Source organism: Cellvibrio sp. KY-GH-1 (genome assembly GCF_008806975.1).
Classification (GTDB): domain Bacteria; phylum Pseudomonadota; class Gammaproteobacteria; order Pseudomonadales; family Cellvibrionaceae; genus Cellvibrio.
On sequence record NZ_CP031728.1, the window covers coordinates 3,131,791 to 3,149,331 of the forward strand.

At 51.5% G+C, this 17,541-nt stretch carries 15 protein-coding genes; 13 read left to right on the forward strand and 2 right to left on the reverse strand.

The window, feature by feature from the left end; all coding sequences use genetic code 11:
• Nucleotides 1-197 precede the first annotated feature (197 nt).
• The 5 genes from D0C16_RS13420 (at nucleotide 198) to D0C16_RS13440 (ending at nucleotide 5,590) form a co-directional block, all read left to right on the forward strand.
• Nucleotides 198-2,417, forward strand: a complete 2,220-nt coding sequence (locus D0C16_RS13420) for a primosomal protein N' (protein ID WP_151032852.1) — start codon at nucleotides 198-200, stop codon at nucleotides 2,415-2,417.
• 83 nt (nucleotides 2,418-2,500) lie between these two features.
• Nucleotides 2,501-3,052, forward strand: a complete 552-nt coding sequence (locus tag D0C16_RS13425) for an SPOR domain-containing protein (RefSeq protein ID WP_151032853.1) — start codon at nucleotides 2,501-2,503, stop codon at nucleotides 3,050-3,052.
• Nucleotides 3,053-3,183: 131 nt separating this feature from the next.
• Entirely contained in the window at nucleotides 3,184-3,708 is a 525-nt protein-coding gene (gene hslV, locus D0C16_RS13430; protein WP_151032854.1) for an ATP-dependent protease subunit HslV, read from the forward strand.
• A 161-nt stretch (nucleotides 3,709-3,869) separates the two neighbouring features.
• Nucleotides 3,870-5,192 carry an ATP-dependent protease ATPase subunit HslU gene (gene hslU / locus D0C16_RS13435; RefSeq protein ID WP_151032855.1) on the forward strand — a complete coding sequence of 441 codons (1,323 nt, stop codon included), beginning with the start codon at nucleotides 3,870-3,872 and terminating at the stop codon, nucleotides 5,190-5,192.
• A complete protein-coding gene (locus tag D0C16_RS13440) occupies nucleotides 5,192-5,590 on the forward strand; it encodes a gamma-butyrobetaine hydroxylase-like domain-containing protein (protein WP_151032856.1) in 399 nt (132 codons plus the stop codon). Before hslU ends, D0C16_RS13440 begins: the two co-directional genes overlap by 1 nt.
• 14 nt (nucleotides 5,591-5,604) lie before the next feature.
• Here the strand turns inward: D0C16_RS13440 and D0C16_RS13445 are convergent, their stop codons facing one another.
• Entirely contained in the window at nucleotides 5,605-6,429 is an 825-nt protein-coding gene (locus tag D0C16_RS13445) for an undecaprenyl-diphosphate phosphatase (RefSeq protein WP_151032857.1), read from the reverse strand.
• 127 nt (nucleotides 6,430-6,556) lie between these two features.
• Between D0C16_RS13445 and D0C16_RS13450 the strand changes: the two genes are divergently transcribed.
• The gene (locus D0C16_RS13450) at nucleotides 6,557-7,102 is read left to right on the forward strand and encodes a DUF4136 domain-containing protein (RefSeq protein WP_151032858.1); all 546 of its coding nucleotides are present in this window, start codon (nucleotides 6,557-6,559) and stop codon (nucleotides 7,100-7,102) included.
• 100 nt (nucleotides 7,103-7,202) lie between these two features.
• A complete protein-coding gene (locus D0C16_RS13455) occupies nucleotides 7,203-8,138 on the forward strand; it encodes a DMT family transporter (RefSeq protein WP_151032859.1) in 936 nt (311 codons plus the stop codon).
• Here D0C16_RS13455 and sfsA read toward each other — a convergent pair.
• The gene (gene sfsA, locus D0C16_RS13460; protein WP_151032860.1) at nucleotides 8,114-8,824 is read right to left on the reverse strand and encodes a DNA/RNA nuclease SfsA; all 711 of its coding nucleotides are present in this window, start codon (nucleotides 8,822-8,824) and stop codon (nucleotides 8,114-8,116) included. The genes D0C16_RS13455 and sfsA overlap by 25 nt on opposite strands.
• Before the next feature lie 277 nt (nucleotides 8,825-9,101).
• Here sfsA and dksA point away from each other — a divergent pair, with 277 nt between their 5' ends.
• The 6 genes from dksA to pcnB all read left to right on the forward strand — a co-directional run bounded on the left by dksA (nucleotide 9,102) and on the right by pcnB (nucleotide 17,539).
• Nucleotides 9,102-9,545: an RNA polymerase-binding protein DksA gene (gene dksA / locus D0C16_RS13465; RefSeq protein WP_151032861.1), complete on the forward strand. Its 444-nt coding sequence runs from the start codon at nucleotides 9,102-9,104 to the stop codon at nucleotides 9,543-9,545.
• A gap of 38 nt (nucleotides 9,546-9,583) precedes the next feature.
• Nucleotides 9,584-10,522 carry a tRNA glutamyl-Q(34) synthetase GluQRS gene (gene gluQRS / locus D0C16_RS13470; RefSeq protein ID WP_151032862.1) on the forward strand — a complete coding sequence of 313 codons (939 nt, stop codon included), beginning with the start codon at nucleotides 9,584-9,586 and terminating at the stop codon, nucleotides 10,520-10,522.
• Between the two features lie 69 nt (nucleotides 10,523-10,591).
• Nucleotides 10,592-10,774, forward strand: a complete 183-nt coding sequence (locus D0C16_RS13475; RefSeq protein WP_151032863.1) for a hypothetical protein — start codon at nucleotides 10,592-10,594, stop codon at nucleotides 10,772-10,774.
• Between the two features lie 46 nt (nucleotides 10,775-10,820).
• Complete coding sequence (locus D0C16_RS13480) at nucleotides 10,821-13,790, forward strand: ATP-binding protein (RefSeq protein WP_151032864.1); 2,970 nt, start codon at nucleotides 10,821-10,823, stop codon at nucleotides 13,788-13,790.
• Between the two features lie 68 nt (nucleotides 13,791-13,858).
• The gene (locus tag D0C16_RS13485) at nucleotides 13,859-15,271 is read left to right on the forward strand and encodes a sigma-54 dependent transcriptional regulator (RefSeq protein WP_151032865.1); all 1,413 of its coding nucleotides are present in this window, start codon (nucleotides 13,859-13,861) and stop codon (nucleotides 15,269-15,271) included.
• Nucleotides 15,272-16,153: 882 nt separating this feature from the next.
• On the forward strand, nucleotides 16,154-17,539 hold the full coding sequence (pcnB, locus tag D0C16_RS13490; RefSeq protein ID WP_151032866.1) for a polynucleotide adenylyltransferase PcnB: 1,386 nt from the start codon (nucleotides 16,154-16,156) through the stop codon (nucleotides 17,537-17,539).
• Nucleotides 17,540-17,541 lie beyond the last annotated feature (2 nt).

A 17,541-nucleotide genomic window follows, 5' to 3' on the forward strand; every position in this document is an offset into this window, starting at 1 on the left:
ACGGCTGTTTTTGAAGAGCGGCGATACTATCAGAAAAAAACGCCAACGCAACCGAAAACCCGGGTTTTGCCTAAAATATCACCATCTAATCCCCCGTATCGCAATCAGCTGCACGCAACCACTTTTTCTGCCGCATATAAACCAGCGAATATGGGTTATCCTTCCGGCCACGCAATAGTTAACCGTCTTATTTACCGATGCCTGAATCCCGCTTACTCGAACTAGCCCTGCCGGTGCCGTTAAGGCGCAACTTCGATTATTTACCACCCGTTGATTTTCCCGCCGAACAGCTCGACTCGCTGCAGGCTGGCATCTTGATTCGGGTTCCTTTTGGCCACCAGGAGTTAATCGGTGTGCTTATGGCGGTTAAGTCAGTTAGCTTTTACCAACCTGAAAAGCTACGCCCGGCGATAACTGTTGTCGATCAGCAACCCGCTTTCTGCACAGAATTACTAGAGCTGTGCAGCTGGGCGGCTGACTACTACCAATCCCCACTGGGCGAAGTATTGCAGGCTGCATTGCCAGTGTTGTTGCGCCAGGGCGAGCCGGCGCGTATGCGCGGCGAGCCGGCATTTATGCTAACCACTGAAGGGAAAGGTCTGCCAGAAGGAGCGCTCAAGCGCTCCCCAAAGCAAGCCGCGCTCATCGCGGAACTACAAAAGTTTCCTTATTTACTCCGCCAGGATCTGGAGCAACTAGAGATTCCACGCAGCATCGCGATAACACTGATCGACAAGGGCTTGGTCAAAACGGAAGAGATACAGCCAACCCGTACCGAGCAACCACAAGCATTATTGAATGAGCAACCACTTACTCTCAGCGATGAACAAGCATTCGCCTTGGTACAGATTGCTCCGGAGGGATTCAAAACCTATTTGCTCGATGGGGCCACTGGCAGCGGCAAAACCGAAATTTATCTGCAAGCCATTGAACACTGCCTCCAGAAGGGCAAACAGGCGCTGGTGTTAGTACCGGAGATAGGCCTGACCCCACAAACAATCCAGCGTTTCCAGCGACGTTTTGCCGTTCCAATTGCAGCCTTGCATTCAGGGCTAAATGATCGCGAGCGGTTGGATGCCTGGCTGCAAGCCCGCGCCGGCATTGCACGCATTGTGATAGGAACCCGCTCGGCGCTATTCACCCCATTCGAGTCATTGGGCATTATCATTATTGATGAGGAGCACGATGGCTCCTTCAAACAGCAGGATGGCTTTCGCTATTCCGCGCGCGATCTGGCGGCGGTCCGCGCGCAGCGCCTGAATATCCCGCTTATTCTCGGTTCGGCAACACCGTCACTGGAAACCCTGCACAACGCCGTGCAAGGTCGCTATCTGCATTTACAACTCAAAGCGCGCGCAGGTAGCGCCAAACCACCGGAAGTCCAATTACTGGATATTCGCGGCGAAATACTCCACGACGGTTTCGCGCAAGCCAGTATCGACGCCATTGGCGAAACCCTGGAGCGCGGCAACCAGGTACTAGTATTCCTCAATCGTCGCGGCTACGCGCCTACACTGGAATGCCACGATTGTGGCTGGCTCGCCAACTGCAATTTTTGCGATGCACGCATGACCGTGCACCAAACCCCACGTCATTTACATTGCCATCATTGCGATCATCAACGCGCTCTGCCGCGCCGCTGCCCGCAATGTAATTCCAGTCATTTGCAACCTATTGGACAAGGAACCGAGCGCAGTGAGTTAGCACTGCAGGAATTATTTCCCGAACAAAAAATTATTCGCGTGGATCGCGATTCCACGCGCAATAAAAACGCGATGCAAAAATTACTGGAGGATGTGCACAAAGGAGAACCCTGTATTCTCATCGGCACCCAGATGCTGGCCAAAGGCCATCACTTTGCCGATGTAACTCTGGTAGTCATTCTTGATGCCGACGCCGGCTTATTCAGTACCGATTTCCGCGGCCCCGAACGCATGGGTCAATTATTGATGCAAGTTGCCGGGCGCGCCGGGCGCGCCGAAAAACCGGGGCGAGTGGTATTACAAAGCCATCACACCGATCACCCACTGGTACAAACGCTCGTTACACGCGGCTACCATGCCCTGGCCGAATTGATTTTACCCGAGCGTCAGGTCACTGGCTTGCCGCCCTATCGCCAACTGGTCCTGATCCGTGCGGAAAGCAAATTCCCCCAGAAAGCCACAGACTTTCTCGCCTTTGCTCGCCAGCAAGCAGAACTACTATTACCCGCCAACCCAGGCTTGAGCTACCTCGGCCCGTTGCCGGCATTTATGGAAAAACGCGGCGATCGCTTTCGCTATCAATTGCAAATCAACAGCGCACAGCGCAAACCGCTGCAGCAATTGCTGGCTGAATTGGCGATGAAACTCGAAGGCAGTCCGCTCGCCAAAGCCGTGCGCTGGTCGATTGATGTCGACCCGCAAGAAATGGGCTAATACGCCTGATTTAGTGACGACTCCTGACATTCCCTTTACAATCGCGCCCTTGTTTTCACCACTAGATGATATAAACCAGCTCCATGAGTAGAGATTTCGCCAAAAAAGGCCGCGCACCGGCAAAACGCAACAGCGGCAACGCCAGCGGCCAAACACCCGCTTGGCTGTGGTTTATTGCCGGTTTGGTCATGGGCGCGTTTGCGGCGAGCTATTACTTTATTAAAAACCCGGTTGCCGCACCGGCCCCCAAGGAAGATCCAAAACCCAAGGTCACTGAAAACAAAACACCAAAGCCGCGCTTTGACTTTTATAAGTTATTGCAAGAAAGCGAAACCATTGTGCCCGCCAGTGAAGCCGCTGGTGAAGAAAAACCGGCACAACAGGAGGCCGGCGTCGAGTATCTGATCCAGGTGGGCTCATTCCCCAAAGCGGAAGATGCAGATAAGTTGCGCGCGCAGTTGATCCTGTTGAACCTGGATGCGGGTATTGAAAAAGTAGAAATCCGCAAAGGCGAGATATGGCATCGCGTGGTGGTTGGCCCCTTCGATAACCAGAATGCCTTGACCAGCGCCCGTTCACAGCTGGTAAAAAATGAGTACAACGCGTTAGTACTCAAGCGCGCCAAAGCCAAATAATCAGCTCCCCTATTTCCCCCCAAAGGCACTGCTTGAAAAAGCCGTGCCCATCCCCATTTCGATAATTCCTGTTGCGATACCGCACAGCACATGCTTCACATGTGGTTGAATTTTTCTTTAAAGGAAGTCCTGTGACTACGATTCTCTCTGTTCGCCGCGAAGGTCAGGTGGTAATTGGTGGCGACGGCCAGGTATCTCTTGGCAATACCGTCATGAAAGGCAATGCGCGCAAAGTCCGCCGCCTGTATAAAAATCAGGTCCTCGCGGGATTCGCGGGTGGCACTGCCGATGCGTTTACGTTATTCGAGCGCTTTGAGGCCAAGCTCGAAGCCCACAATGGCCAATTGACGCGTGCTGCCGTCGAACTCGCCAAAGACTGGCGAACAGATCGCAACCTGCGCCGTTTGGAGGCGCTGCTGGCAGTCGCCGATAAAGAAGCTTCATTAATCATTACCGGCAACGGCGATGTAATCCAACCCGAAGACGATTTGATTGCAATCGGGTCAGGCGGCAATTACGCGCAAGCTGCCGCGCGCGCGCTGCTGGAAAATACTTCGCTGGATGCGCGCAGCATTGTGGAAAAAGGTTTGAAAATCGCTGGTGATATTTGTGTATTCACCAACCAGAATCACACCATCGAAGTTCTCGATTATTAATTTGATCTTAATTAGCCCGCCGTTTTGACCGTTTATCTAGTGCGGACACGCCGTAAATACCTCCCTGTAGGCTTGTCGTCGACATCCATGTCTCCGACAGTCCGCACTAGATAAACGGTCAAAACAGCTACTTTTGCACCAAGAAATCAAAAGAGTTTTTTATGTCTTCTATGACCCCGCGCGAAATCGTGCACGAATTGGATAAACATATTGTCGGCCAGCAAAACGCCAAACGTGCGGTTGCCATTGCCCTGCGCAATCGCTGGCGCCGCATGCAAGTCGCCGCCGACATGCGCAATGAAATTACACCAAAAAATATTTTAATGATCGGCCCAACCGGTGTGGGCAAAACTGAAATTGCACGTCGCTTGGCAAAACTAGCCAACGCTCCCTTTATTAAAGTCGAAGCCACCAAATTTACCGAAGTAGGTTATGTTGGTCGCGACGTGGAATCCATTATTCGCGATCTGGTCGACGTCGCTATAAAAATGCGTCGCGAACAAGCGGTTAAAGCCGTGCAACATCGCGCCGCCGAAGCGGCGGAAGATCGCATTCTGGATGCACTGCTCCCTCCCGCGCGCGACTTATCGGCAGAAGAAAGTAAACACGAATCAGGCACCCGCCAAATCTTTCGCAAAAAATTGCGCGAAGGTGACCTCGACGATAAAGAAATTGAAATTGATCTCGCCGCAACCCCCGTTGGAGTTGAAATCATGGCCCCACCGGGCATGGAGGAAATGACCAACCAATTGCAGAGCATGTTTTCATCGCTAGGGCGCGATAAAACTAAAAAAACCAAAATCACTGTGAAAAAGGCCTTCAAGCAATTGCAGGACGAAGAGGCGGCGAAATTGGTGAGCGAAGAGGATATCAAAGCCCAAGCCATCGAAGCGGCCGAGCAAAACGGCATTGTGTTTATTGATGAGATCGACAAAGTTGCCCGACGCGGTAATGTAAGCGGTGCCGATGTTTCGCGCGAAGGTGTGCAACGTGATTTGCTGCCACTAATTGAAGGCTGCACCGTCTCCACCAAGCACGGCATGATTAAAACTGATCACATTTTGTTTATCACCTCCGGCGCTTTCCATTTAAGTAAACCATCCGATTTGATTCCAGAATTGCAAGGCCGCCTGCCCATTCGCGTGGAGCTGCAAGCACTAACGCCGGGTGATTTTGAACGCATCCTCACCGAGCCCAAAGCATCGCTCACCGAACAGCAGCAAGCACTGCTTAAAACCGAAGGCGTGGACATTTCCTTTACCAAAGACGGTATTCGCCGCATCGCCGAAACCGCATTTGAAGTAAATGAGCGCACCGAAAATATCGGCGCACGCCGCTTGCATACGATTTTGGAGCGTTTGCTGGAAGACGTTTCTTTCGATGCGGGCAATGGCAACAACTCAGTAGAAATCAATGCAGATTATGTTGAGAAGCACTTGGGTGAGCTGGCCAAAAACGAAGACTTGAGCCGGTATATCCTCTAATGACCATCCAAGGCGACAACAACAAAACACCCAGCAAAATCAAGTTGCATAAACAATCGCAACAGCTTGAGCTGCACTTTGACGGCGAGCAATTTTTATTGCCCGCCGAATTTCTACGCGTTCACTCGCCCAGTGCCGAAGTCAAAGGTCATGGCCCTGGGCAAGAAGTGCTGCAATTTGGAAAAAAGGACGTCGCAATTAACGGTATTGAGCGCGCTGGAAACTACGCGCTCAAACTCATTTTTAGTGATGGCCACGACAGCGGCATTTTTACGTGGAGTTACTTTTACGACCTGGGAAAAAATCAGACGCAGCTGTGGAGTGAATACTTGCAAAAGTTACACGCCGCCGGCAAAAGCCGCGAGAAAGATACCAGCGTCGTGAAATTTATTAACTAGCAATCATCCACTACTTATTCCACACCACTCCAGCTCACCACACCGGTGTAAGCCGTTGCCAAAATCACCAAGCCAAAAGCGATACGGTACCAGGCAAAAATTTCATAGGTGTGGTTAGCCACAAAACGTACCAGCGTTCTCACTGCCAGCCATGCGGCAAAAAAGGCGGTGATAAATCCTGCAGCAAACATAGGCAAGTCACTGGCGTGCAATAAATCGCGGTGTTTATAGATGTCGTAAAAGGTTGCCGCGAACATCGTGGGCACGGCGAGAAAAAACGAAAACTCAGCCGCGACCTTGCGATCCAGCCCAATAAATAAGCCGCCGATAATCGTTGCCCCTGAACGCGATGTGCCTGGCACCATAGACACCACCTGAAACAAGCCGACTTTTAACGCATCTTTCCAGCTCAAATCATCCACATTATGAACACGAACTTGATGGGTACGACGCTCCGCCCAAAGAATTATAATGCCACCTAGAATCAACATGGTGGCCACACTCAAGGGGTTAAACAAATAAGTTTTGATTATTGAAATAAACAGCACACCAAAAAACGCGGCGGGCAAGAAAGCAATCAATAGATTGGCGATGAAACGCTGGGCTTTGGTATCGCTGAACATGCCCAAAGCAACTCCAATAAATTTCTGTCGGTACTCCACCACTACCGCAAGGATGGCACCTAACTGAATTGCAATTTCAAATACGCGCCCATCGTTGTGAAAATTAATCAGGTCCGCCACCACAATCAAATGCCCGGTACTGGAGATAGGCAGGAATTCAGTAAGACCCTCTACCAGCCCCAATACAATTGCTTTAATAATCAGTAAAAAGTCCACCGTCAGCTCCCGGATGAAGAAATCGCGGCGCAGTCTGCGCCAGTTCCACAAGGTTTGCAAACTCTGTGCCCATAAGTTGGGCACTAGTGAGTTATAATTCTTTCCACCATCTCCGGAGGACAGCTTTATGAAGTCAGCACTTTCTCGTTTACTGGCAATCGCGACCGTGATGTTACTCAGTGCCTGTGCCCAAATACGCTATGGCGATGATTTTAAATCCGGCACCGACTTCAATAACCTAAAAACCTATCAATGGCGCAGCACCGCGGTTGATATTGGCGGAATTGATAAAAGTTTGCTGCAACAACTGGCGGACGCGCAACTGCTCGCACAAGGTTTTACCCCGAGTGATTCGGCACCGGATGTACTGCTGGATCTGCAAGTTTTTTCGCGCGTTAGCAGTGGCGGCAATACCAGTATCGGAATCGGTATAGGCATGCCGATGGGACGACACGGCAGCATTGGACTGGGGACCGGAACATTGCTGGGGCAAGGAAAACAGGAAGGCGTAATAGTGGTAGACATCACTCAGGCTAAATCCAATACCCTGATTTGGCGAGGTACCGCCGAAGGAATCCCGCTAATTAATTTTTCCCTCAAGGCAGAAAATAAATTGCGTGAAACTTTTACGCAATTATTGCAACAGTTTCCTCCGCAAACTGCCGCCAAGTAATTTAACTAACATCTATTTTTAGTAGTTTACTGTGGGCTCCACTAGGGCTCACGTTAATTGCATTTCCGTCGATGCCATTGGTCCAGTCAGAGTGATGCCCATGTCTAGCCCGCCCCCCTCTCGCCTTTCTGCCGAAGGCATTTTTTTATTAATTGGTATGGCTATTGGCTGGGGTATTAATTGGCCTATCATGAAATTTATTCTGCAGGAAATTCCACCGCTGAGTTTTCGCGGGTTTTGTTTGTTCCTGGGAGGATTGGGAATTCTTGGACTGGCGCGAGCATCCGGTCTCAGGTTGCAAATTCCGAGCGGCTACGTGCAAAAGGTGATGTGGGTTTGCGCCTTCAATATTATTGGTTGGAACATTCTGGCCACGTACGGTTTGAGCTTGTTGCCTGCCGGGCGCTCTGCACTATTGGGTTACACCATGCCCATTTGGGCAGTATTACTTTCAGTATGGATACTCAAGGATAAATTTACCCCGCGTGTTAGCGTTGCTCTGCTGCTAGGCAGCGGTGGGGTATTGGCATTGCTCAGCGAAACGTTATTGAGCTGGTTCGGTGGACCGATTAATTACGACTTGTTTATAGGTGCCGTATTTATGGTTGTGGCCGCCTGGAGCTGGGGCGCGGGCACGGTGATGATGAAGCGCTGGCAAATCCCGATGCACAGCGTAGCGTTGACCGGTTGGCTGTTATTGCTGGCAAGCATTCCTATTTTGATCGCCGCAGTGTTTATTGATGGTGCGCCACAAAAAATACCCTCGACGCTGGTGCTATGGGGCGTGGTTTACAATGTATTTATTGCTTTTATGTTTTGTTATTGGGCTTGGGTTCGTTTGGTTAGCCTGGTTCCGGTAAGCGTGTCTTCGCTTTCATCACTGATCACACCATTGATTGGCGTTATTTCTGGAATTTTATTATTGGGTGAGAAACCCGGCTGGCCGGAAATCAGCGCCACCTTATTAATTCTTGGCGCTGTGGCCGTAGTCAACTCGGGGGCAAAACCAACTCAAACCTCTACCGGTAAAGAATGAGCCAATGCGATGAGATTTTTATGCGGCAGAATTTCTGCCGCATAGGCTATTACCTCCACACCAGCCACCTTTGCCTGACGTAAAGTAGCACCGTATAACTGATCAATATGGCCGGCGGGTTTCACCGATTTGATACCCGTGTGCTGGACGCAGAAAAATAATACTGACCTATGCCCCTGCTTCACCATCGCTATCAACTCGCGCAAATGTTTACTGCCGCGCTCGCTAACCGCATCAGGAAAAAATCCTTCGCCTTCCGCCTCCATCAAGGTCACATTTTTTACCTCCACATAACACTGACGCGCATCATCCGGATTTTCGCTCAACAAGAAATCAATTCGCGATTTTTCCCGACCGTATACCTGCTCACGTTTCAGTAACGCATAGCCGTGTAATTCTGCAATTACACCCGCAGCAATTGCCGCCCCCACCAACTCATTGGCGCGCGCAGTATTGATCCCCGCCAGATGATTGCCCGGTGTGGTAACCAATTCCAGAGTTTGGGGATACTTGCGGGTTTTGCTCTCGCTCACCGAGTACCAGCAAGGGCTTTCGGGCAGCACACAATTTTTCATCGAACCGGTGTTGGGGCAGTGAATGGTTAGCTCGCCGCCATCCGCAAGGCGGATATCCGCCAGAAATCGTTTATAACGGCGGAGCAATATTGCTGGATACAACTGGGACATAAACGGAACTTCGATGCTGAAAGCCAAGTGATGAACTAATGATAAATGACAAATTAACGACAAATTGAACCACAAACGCGCCATTTTGGGGCTATAGTTTTTGCTTGGGGTCGATTGGCAGCAGGTTCCAGAAACACTCGGGTAATCCATTGAGTGACGAGCAAAAAACGCTAGCACTCCTATATGTTATCTGATAGCTTGCTCCCCCTTCTAATTCTGCCTACCTAATAAAGGCAGTGAATGACGATCCAGGAAGTCCTACGAGGCGCTAACCACTATGGCGAAAAAATCACCCTCTACTGAAACCTTCGCGCTACGCCCTTTTACTCCCTACGTGGAGAAAAAAGGCGAAGAGTACATGAACGATAGCCAGAAGCTGCATTTCCGTAATCTGCTGCTCAACTGGCGTTCAGAGCTGATGGAAGAAGTAGACCGCACCGTGAGCCACATGAAAGATGAAGCGGCTAACTTCCCAGACCCAGCTGACCGTGCCAGCCAGGAGGAAGAATTCAGCCTGGAACTGCGCACCCGCGACCGCGAGCGCAAGCTGATCAAGAAAATTGATAGCACGTTGGAGCTGATCGAAAACAACGATTACGGTTACTGTGATGCCTGCGGTGTTGAGATTGGCATCCGTCGCCTGGAAGCTCGCCCAACCGCGACCCTCTGCGTTGATTGCAAGACCCTCGCAGAAATCAAAGAAAAACAAATCGGCGGCTAATCCGCCGACCTCGAGGTGGGTGCGCCCACCTCATCGCTATGCCCTTCGCTATCGCCATCACCAAAGCACCAATTCCCTATATCGGCAGATTTGCCCCATCGCCTTCTGGCCCATTACATTTCGGCTCGCTAGTCACTGCACTCGCCAGTTACCTGGATGCTAAAGCCCATGGCGGACAATGGCTGGTACGCATGGAAGATCTTGACCCGCCGCGCGAACAGCCGGGCGCAGCAACTGCCATCCTGCACTGCCTTGAGGGGCATGGGCTGAATTGGGATGGCGAGGTTATCTACCAAAGCCAGCGGCACCAAGCCTATCAGGATTGCCTGGAAAGCCTGGTCAGCCGCCACTGGGTCTACCCCTGCGGTTGCTCGCGCCAGGATCTTGCCAGTATGGGCGGCATCTACAACGGCCACTGCCGCAATCACCCAGTCAATCTGGCCCAACCCTATTCATTGCGCCTCAAACTGTACGATATTGAGGGCTATGCCAGCGCCGATGAAATTCACTTCCATGACCTGATTCAGGGCCCTCAAGCACAAAACCTGCGCACTCAGGCGGGTGACCAAATTGTGAAACGACGCGATGGTTTTTATGCCTATCAACTCGCCGTAGTCGTTGATGACATTGTCCAAGGAATTACCCATGTGATTCGCGGTGCCGATTTGCTCGAAGTCACTGGCCGCCAACTTTTCTTCTTTGAATTACTGGGCGCGGGGCGCCCCGCCTTTGGCCATGTACCCTTGGCAGTGCAGGAAAACGGCCAGAAGCTGAGTAAGCAAAATCACGCTCGCGCAATCGACGTCAATGCCGCAAGCAGGAACCTGTGGCGTGGTCTAAAGTTTTTAGGGCAAAATCCGCCCGCCGATTTGGCGGATGTTTCAACCAGCGAAATTCTGGACTGGGGATTGCATTACTGGCACAGAAACAAAATCAAGGGCCTCAGCCACCTATACTTGGATAACGACTGGTCGTAGATCAAGCTCAGGCCGAAAACAATAACATCAATCTGGCTGCCCTCTCGCGCCACTTTGGACCTCTAAATCATGAACAATCAACGCCTGGTCATCTTACTGCTGCTGATTGCCTATATATTTTCACCCAGCTTGTTTAACTGGATTATCAACCCGGAAGGCGCTTGGTACCGACCTTATATCGTCTGGATACTGGTGATTGTGATTGCGTTTGTGATACAGCTGCGGCGCAAAAAATATCAGGATTTGGATTAACTCTGTCCTGCCGGATTATCAACTAATAACTTTATAAGAATTCATAATGACTTTTGACCTCAGCCAAGTTGCACTTATCGGTATCGGCTACCTGTTGCTTTTGTTTGGTATCGCATGGATTACCGAGCGCGGCTGGATTCCGGAATCAGTAACATCGCACCCGATAACTTATGTCCTCTCGCTAGGTATTTTTGCCAGCGCCTGGGCATTTTACGGCGTCATCGACCTCGCCTTCCAATATGGCTATGGCGCATTGGCTTATTACTTGGGCACAGGTGCTCTCTTCCTGTTCGCGCCGGTAGCCTTGGCGCCCTTGGCAGAGTTGGCGCGGCGCCATCAAGTACACTCACTCGCTGACCTGCTGGTATTTCGCTACCACAGCCACAGTGTGGGTGCACTGACCACCCTTTGCATGCTGTGCGGGATCTTGCCGCTGATGGCGTTGCAGATCCAGGCTATTGCCGACACCATGCATATCCTGACCGTTAGTTCCAATCCCTCGCTGCCGCTGGCCGGTACCGGGCTGACATTTAAGGACGTGATGGCACTCTGTTATTGCGCGATACTGGCGTTTTTTACCATTTCTTTCGGCGCCAACCGGGACCAGCATCGCGGCCTGATTACCGCGATGGCATTTGAGTCACTATTGAAAGTATTCGCGCTCTGCGCCGTTGGATTGGTCGCGGTTTACGGGGTTTTTGACGGACTGGATGGACTGGATCAATGGCTGCTGGATCACCCGGAAAACCTGGCCCTGCTGCATACCCCAATCCACACAGATTCCGCCCACACATTACTACTGGTGTTTGTCGCGACAGCCGTTACCATGCCACATATCTTCCATCTGGGACTCGCAGAAAACCCGCTGATGCGTAACTCTCACACTGTTACCTGGGCGTTCCCACTATTTCTGTTGCTGATGGCGCTGCCGATATTTCCAATCCTCTGGGCCGGTACTGAACTCTCGGTTCCCTTACCGCCGCAATACTATTCGATCGGGGTTCCCATCCTGTTTGACTCGCCCGGCCTGACCCTGCTCGCATTTCTGGGCGGGCTCTCGGCCGCTACCGGCGCCATGGTGATCATTTCTCTGGCCTTGGCAACCATGGTGATGAACCATTGGCTATTGCCCAGCCTTAAACTGCGCACCCGCACAGATCTCTACACGCAACTGATTTGGTTGCGCCGAGTGCTGATCGCCGCCATCTTTGCCGGGGGTTATGTATTTTACTGGGTACTGGACAATCGCTTCAGCCTTGCCCATCTTGCCATGACTGCTTTCATAGAAACCCTACAATTCCTGCCCGCGACCTTCGCTATTGTGTTCTGGAGCAAGGGCAACAAACGCGGGTTAATCGCCGGCCTATCGGTAGGCACCAGCATCTGGGGAATTGGCTTGTTACTGCCGATCCTCACCGGTCTTGAATATATCCAGATACCACTGTTTCACTTAAACGTCCCGGTCGGCATCGAGTACTGGAGCCAGGTCACCCTGATCTCGCTGGGGCTTAACGCATTCTTCTTTATTGTAATATCACTGTTTACACGCCAATCCGATGACGAGCAGTACAGCGCCGAACTTTGCGCCGCCGACGAACTTAGCCACCCCGTGCGGCAGGCGCTGGACGTGCACTCAGCATCTGAATTCAAACATCGCCTCGCCAAACCCTTGGGCAAAGTGACAGCGAGCCGCGAAGTGGATATTGCCCTTCAGGAACTTAACCTCAGCATTGATGAGCGTCGTCCCTATGCCTTGCGCCGCCTGCGCGACCAGATCGAAGGTAACCTCTCCAGCCTGATGGGTATTCACGTCGCCAGCGAAATCATGGACAAGTACATCCCCCATGTCACTGCCGAGGCCCAGAGCACGGTGGATATTAACCTGATTGAAAACCGCCTCGCCCAGTACCGCGACCATCTGACAGGCATGGCGGCCGAGTTAAACACACTGCGCCTGTATCACCGCAAGACTCTGGAGGAGCTACCGATGGCGGTCTGCTCGCTCGGGCGCGATATGGAGGTATTGATGTGGAACCGCGCCATGGCGAACCTGACCCAAATTCCCACCGAGGACGTGACTGGCTCATACCTGGAGGATATTCCCGAGCCCTGGTGCAGCCTGTTGATCGATTTCAGCCAAAGTGGCGAACCCCATTTTTATCGCCGCGAGATAGAGCTTAACAACCGCCCCCACTGGATCAGCCTGCACAAAGCCAACATTGAAGGCCCCATTACGGCTGGTGTTTATGATCAGGTAATGCTGCTTGAAGACGTAACGGAAACCCAGTTGCTGGAACAGGAGCTAGTCCATTCAGAGCGGCTTGCCTCTGTAGGGCGACTCGCAGCAGGTGTCGCACATGAAATTGGCAACCCTATTACCGGCATCGCGTGCCTGGCCCAAAACCTGAAATACGACTCGAGTGACCCGAAAGAAGTATTGGAAACGGCGGAACAAATTCTCAGCCAAACCGATAGGGTGGGCCGGATAGTTCAGTCGCTGGTGAGCTTTTCGCACGCCGGCCACGCCAGCAAATCCGAGTTTGAAGCTGTTTCCATCCGTGACTGCGCGAATGAAGCGATTCATCTGTTGTCGCTGCAAAAGGAAAAAACTCAGGTACTTTTCTGCAATGACATCCCAAAAACTGCCATTATTGCAGGTGATGCTCAACGTATTATTCAGGTTTTTATAAATCTTTTATCTAACGCACGGGATGCCAGCCCTGAGCAAGGGCGTGTTATGCTTGAAAGTAACGAAGATGAGGATTCGGTAACAGTAACTGTTACCGATGAGGGACACGGTATCCCTCCAGAGCTGATCGAGCGAATTCTCGAACCCTTCTTCACCACCAAAGAACCGGGTGAAGGTACAGGTTTGGGTTTGGCCATGGTTTACAGCATTATTGAAGACCACAGCGGCCACATGGACATCATCAGTCCCGCCGACCCGGTTCACAATCGTGGCGCACAATTCGTAATAACATTGCCCCGTCATCTTGATGCATTCATGGACGCCTGACAGGATGAACTCGCGACCCGGCCAACCCCGGGTCAGACCGTAACACCTAACGCAAGACCCGGATAGCTATGAGTAAGATTCTGATTGTTGAAGACGAAACCATCATCCGCAATGCCCTGCGCAAATTGCTGGAGCGCAACCAGTACGAGGTCAGCGAGGCCCCGTCGGTAAAAGAAGCTACATCCAAGTTCCAACTCAAAGATTTCGACCTGATCATCAGTGACCTACGCCTACCCGGCGCCCCCGGCACCGACCTGATCAAACTCGCGGGTGACACCCCCGTCCTCATCATGACCAGCTATGCGAGCCTGCGTTCAGCGGTGGACTCCATGCGCATGGGCGCGGTGGACTATATAGCCAAACCCTTTGATCATGATGAGATGGTCAACGCGGTCAAGCGCGTTATTGGCAAGGCTAAAGCGGCCAACAAAGCCGCTCCAGCGAGCCAAGCGGCCAGCAGCGCAATCGCCGGGATGATTGGCGCCAGTGATGTAATGCAGGACCTATACAATCGTATCCACAAAGTTGCACCGACCAACGCCACCGTCTTGGTCCACGGAGAAACCGGCACCGGCAAAGAGCTTGTCGCTCGCGCCTTGCACGAGGAGAGCAATCGCAACAACCACTTAATGATTTCAGTGAACTGCGCTGCGATTCCAGACACACTTATTGAATCAGAGCTCTTCGGTTATGAAAAAGGTGCCTTTACCGGCGCCTCCAACAACCGTGAGGGCCTCGTAGCCGCTGCTGACGGTGGCACCCTGTTCCTCGACGAAATCGGTGAATTGCCACTGGAAGCCCAAGCGCGCCTGCTGCGCGTACTACAAGAAGGTGAGGTTCGACCACTAGGCTCGGTCGAGTCGCGCAAAGTCGATGTGCGCCTGGTCGCCGCAACCCACCGCGATCTGCGCAAGCTCGCCAAAGAAGGCAAGTTTCGCGAAGACCTCTACTTCCGTATCAACGTAGTTCAGTTGGAATTACCACCGCTGCGGGAGCGCGGGCGCGACATTATCAACATCGCAGAATCTCTGTTACAGCGCTATTGCAGTCAGTTTAGTAAACCACAGCTCAAACTGTCGTCTGCGGCAATGGATGCCATCATGAGCTACAACTGGCCGGGCAACGTACGCGAATTGGAAAACGCCATGCAACGCGCGGTGATTCTGTGCGAGGACAGCGCGGAAATTGGCGATCACCTGCTGTCCATCGATATGGACAACCGCGATATGGACGACAATACCGGTAGCTCACTTATTGAAGCTCCACGCCTCGCGGGTCGCAGCAGCAGCCGCCAAGACGCCGGCGAAGATTTATCACTGGAGGATTATTTCCAGCGTTTCGTGCTAGAGCATCAGGACACCATGAGCGAAACCGAACTCGCACGCAAGCTCGGGGTCAGCCGCAAGTGCCTCTGGGAGCGGCGTCAACGCCTTGGCATCCCTAGAACCAAAGCTTCGGCATCGGCGACAACTGCCAAATAAGCTTTTTAGCTACTCGAAACAAAAAAAATCCCCGTTATGCCAAAAGCAACGGGGATTTTTGTTTACAGTGACACAAATGCAAATAAATACGTCAAAAGTTATCATTTTGATGCCAAATCGTTACCCCGAACCACGAGAGTGTTACCGTAAAAAAACTGTTACTTGTGCTACCCACCCGTAACAAACTTGATACCGACCTGTAACCCTTCGAAATAACAAAAAGAAATAAGAACCCCTCGAAAAAACATAACATATTGTTTTTATTGAGATTTTAAAACTTGGCACAACAACTGCCTTATGTGGGCCATAACAAAAACAAACAATAAGAATTAATTAACAAAATCTAATAACAACAACAAATAATAAGAAGCGGAAAAAACTTAAAAATAACAACAATAGACAATAAGAAACTGAAAAAAACGAATAACAACAAGAAACAATAAGAAACTGAAAAAAAAACGAACATAACAACAAGAAATAATAACAACAGAAGATAAATAATAATAACGTAAACAATAACTTAGATTGACCACGCTAGAAGACAAGAGCAATAAGACAGTAAAATAAAGCGGACTACTGACTAGGCACAGGATGGGATAGCACGCGAGATTGGATGTTTGCCACGGAGGCAACCCATTGAGATGCCAAGATGCAGCACTTCGGTGCTACCCTCCAGCGGGAAAGCGAAAGCTTTCCCGTTTTGCTTTCTACCTTCCAACTCAAAAGCTAACCATTAATTGCACACATACTAGACCACTCGTACAACTAAAAAGTTCAACCATGGAATTTACCGGCTGGCGCCAGCTTGTCGTAAAAAACCCTGATCATCTGCTAAACTCGCGTTTTCCATGCAACTGACTGCTAAATTACCTGCGAGAAACCATGCTCAAACGCTTGCTTAACCTCTTTACCTCAAAAGATTCCAGCAAAGTATCCGGCCCCACCACCCGCGAGGGTGCAGTTTCTATTCCACGCGACCAGCACAGTATCTCTCGCAAAAATATCAGTCAGGCGGCCATTAAAATCATCAAGCAGCTGGAAGATGCAGGTTACTCCGCTTACCTCGTTGGCGGTGGCGTGCGCGATTTGCTACTCGGCAATCATCCCAAAGATTTTGATGTCGCAACTAACGCAAAACCAGAAGAAGTGAAACGCTTGTTTCGCAGCGCTCGCATAGTTGGTCGCCGCTTCCAGATAGTTCATGTGCGCATGGGGCGTGAAGTGATTGAGGTTACGACCTTCCGGGGCCATCACGATGACAGCTCCCAGCACGCAGCACGCAGCGAAGATGGCATGTTATTGCGTGACAATGTGTATGGCACTTTGGAAACCGATGCCATGCGTCGCGACTTTACCGTCAATGCGCTCTATTACACACTGAAAGACTTTTCGGTCGTCGACTACTGCAAAGGAGTGGAAGACCTGAAAAGCCGTACCCTGCGGATGATTGGCGACCCAGCCACTCGATACAAGGAAGACCCGGTACGCATACTGCGCGCCCTGCGCTTTGCAGCCAAACTGGGCTTTAACATAGAGGCTAAAACCGCCAAGCCCATTCGCGAACTGGGAAACCTCTTGCTGAATGTGTCTGATGCACGCCTGTTTGAAGAAGTGCTCAAACTCTTCCTTGGCGGCTCTGCAACAGCAACGTTTAATCTCCTGCGTGAATACGATCTGTTAGTCCACCTGTTCCCCGGCACAGACATCGCACTCAAAGCCAAAGACGAGATTGGTGCGAACCTGATCGAGCAGTGCATGATCAATACCGACAAACGCATCCGTGCCGACAAAACTGTCACCCCGGCCTTTATTTATGCCGCGCTGCTCTGGCCTGCCGTACAACAGCAGTTCAAGTTGCTGTCTGGACAGATGACGCCCGCCCAAGCCTGGGCGCAAGCTGGTACCAATGCAATTAACCAACAGTTAACGCGCACGGCCGTGCCCAAACGGTTCCTGATTCCCATGCGCGAGATTTGGGATTTGCAGCAGCGCCTACCCAACCGTTTGGGGATGCGCGCTTTGCGGACGTTGGATCACCCACGCTTCCGTGCGGCCTACGATTTCCTGTTGATGCGTGAAGCTGCCGGCGAAGCTCTGGATGGGCTCGGCGTTTGGTGGACTAATTACCAAACCGCCAACGACGAAGAGCGCGAACAAATGGTGAAGGAATTAGCGCGCCAGGGCACCAAAACCGGCGGCAGCAAGCCACGCCGTCGCCGCGGGCCGCGCAAGCCCAAATCGGATACTGCAAGCAGCGGGAACGAATAACC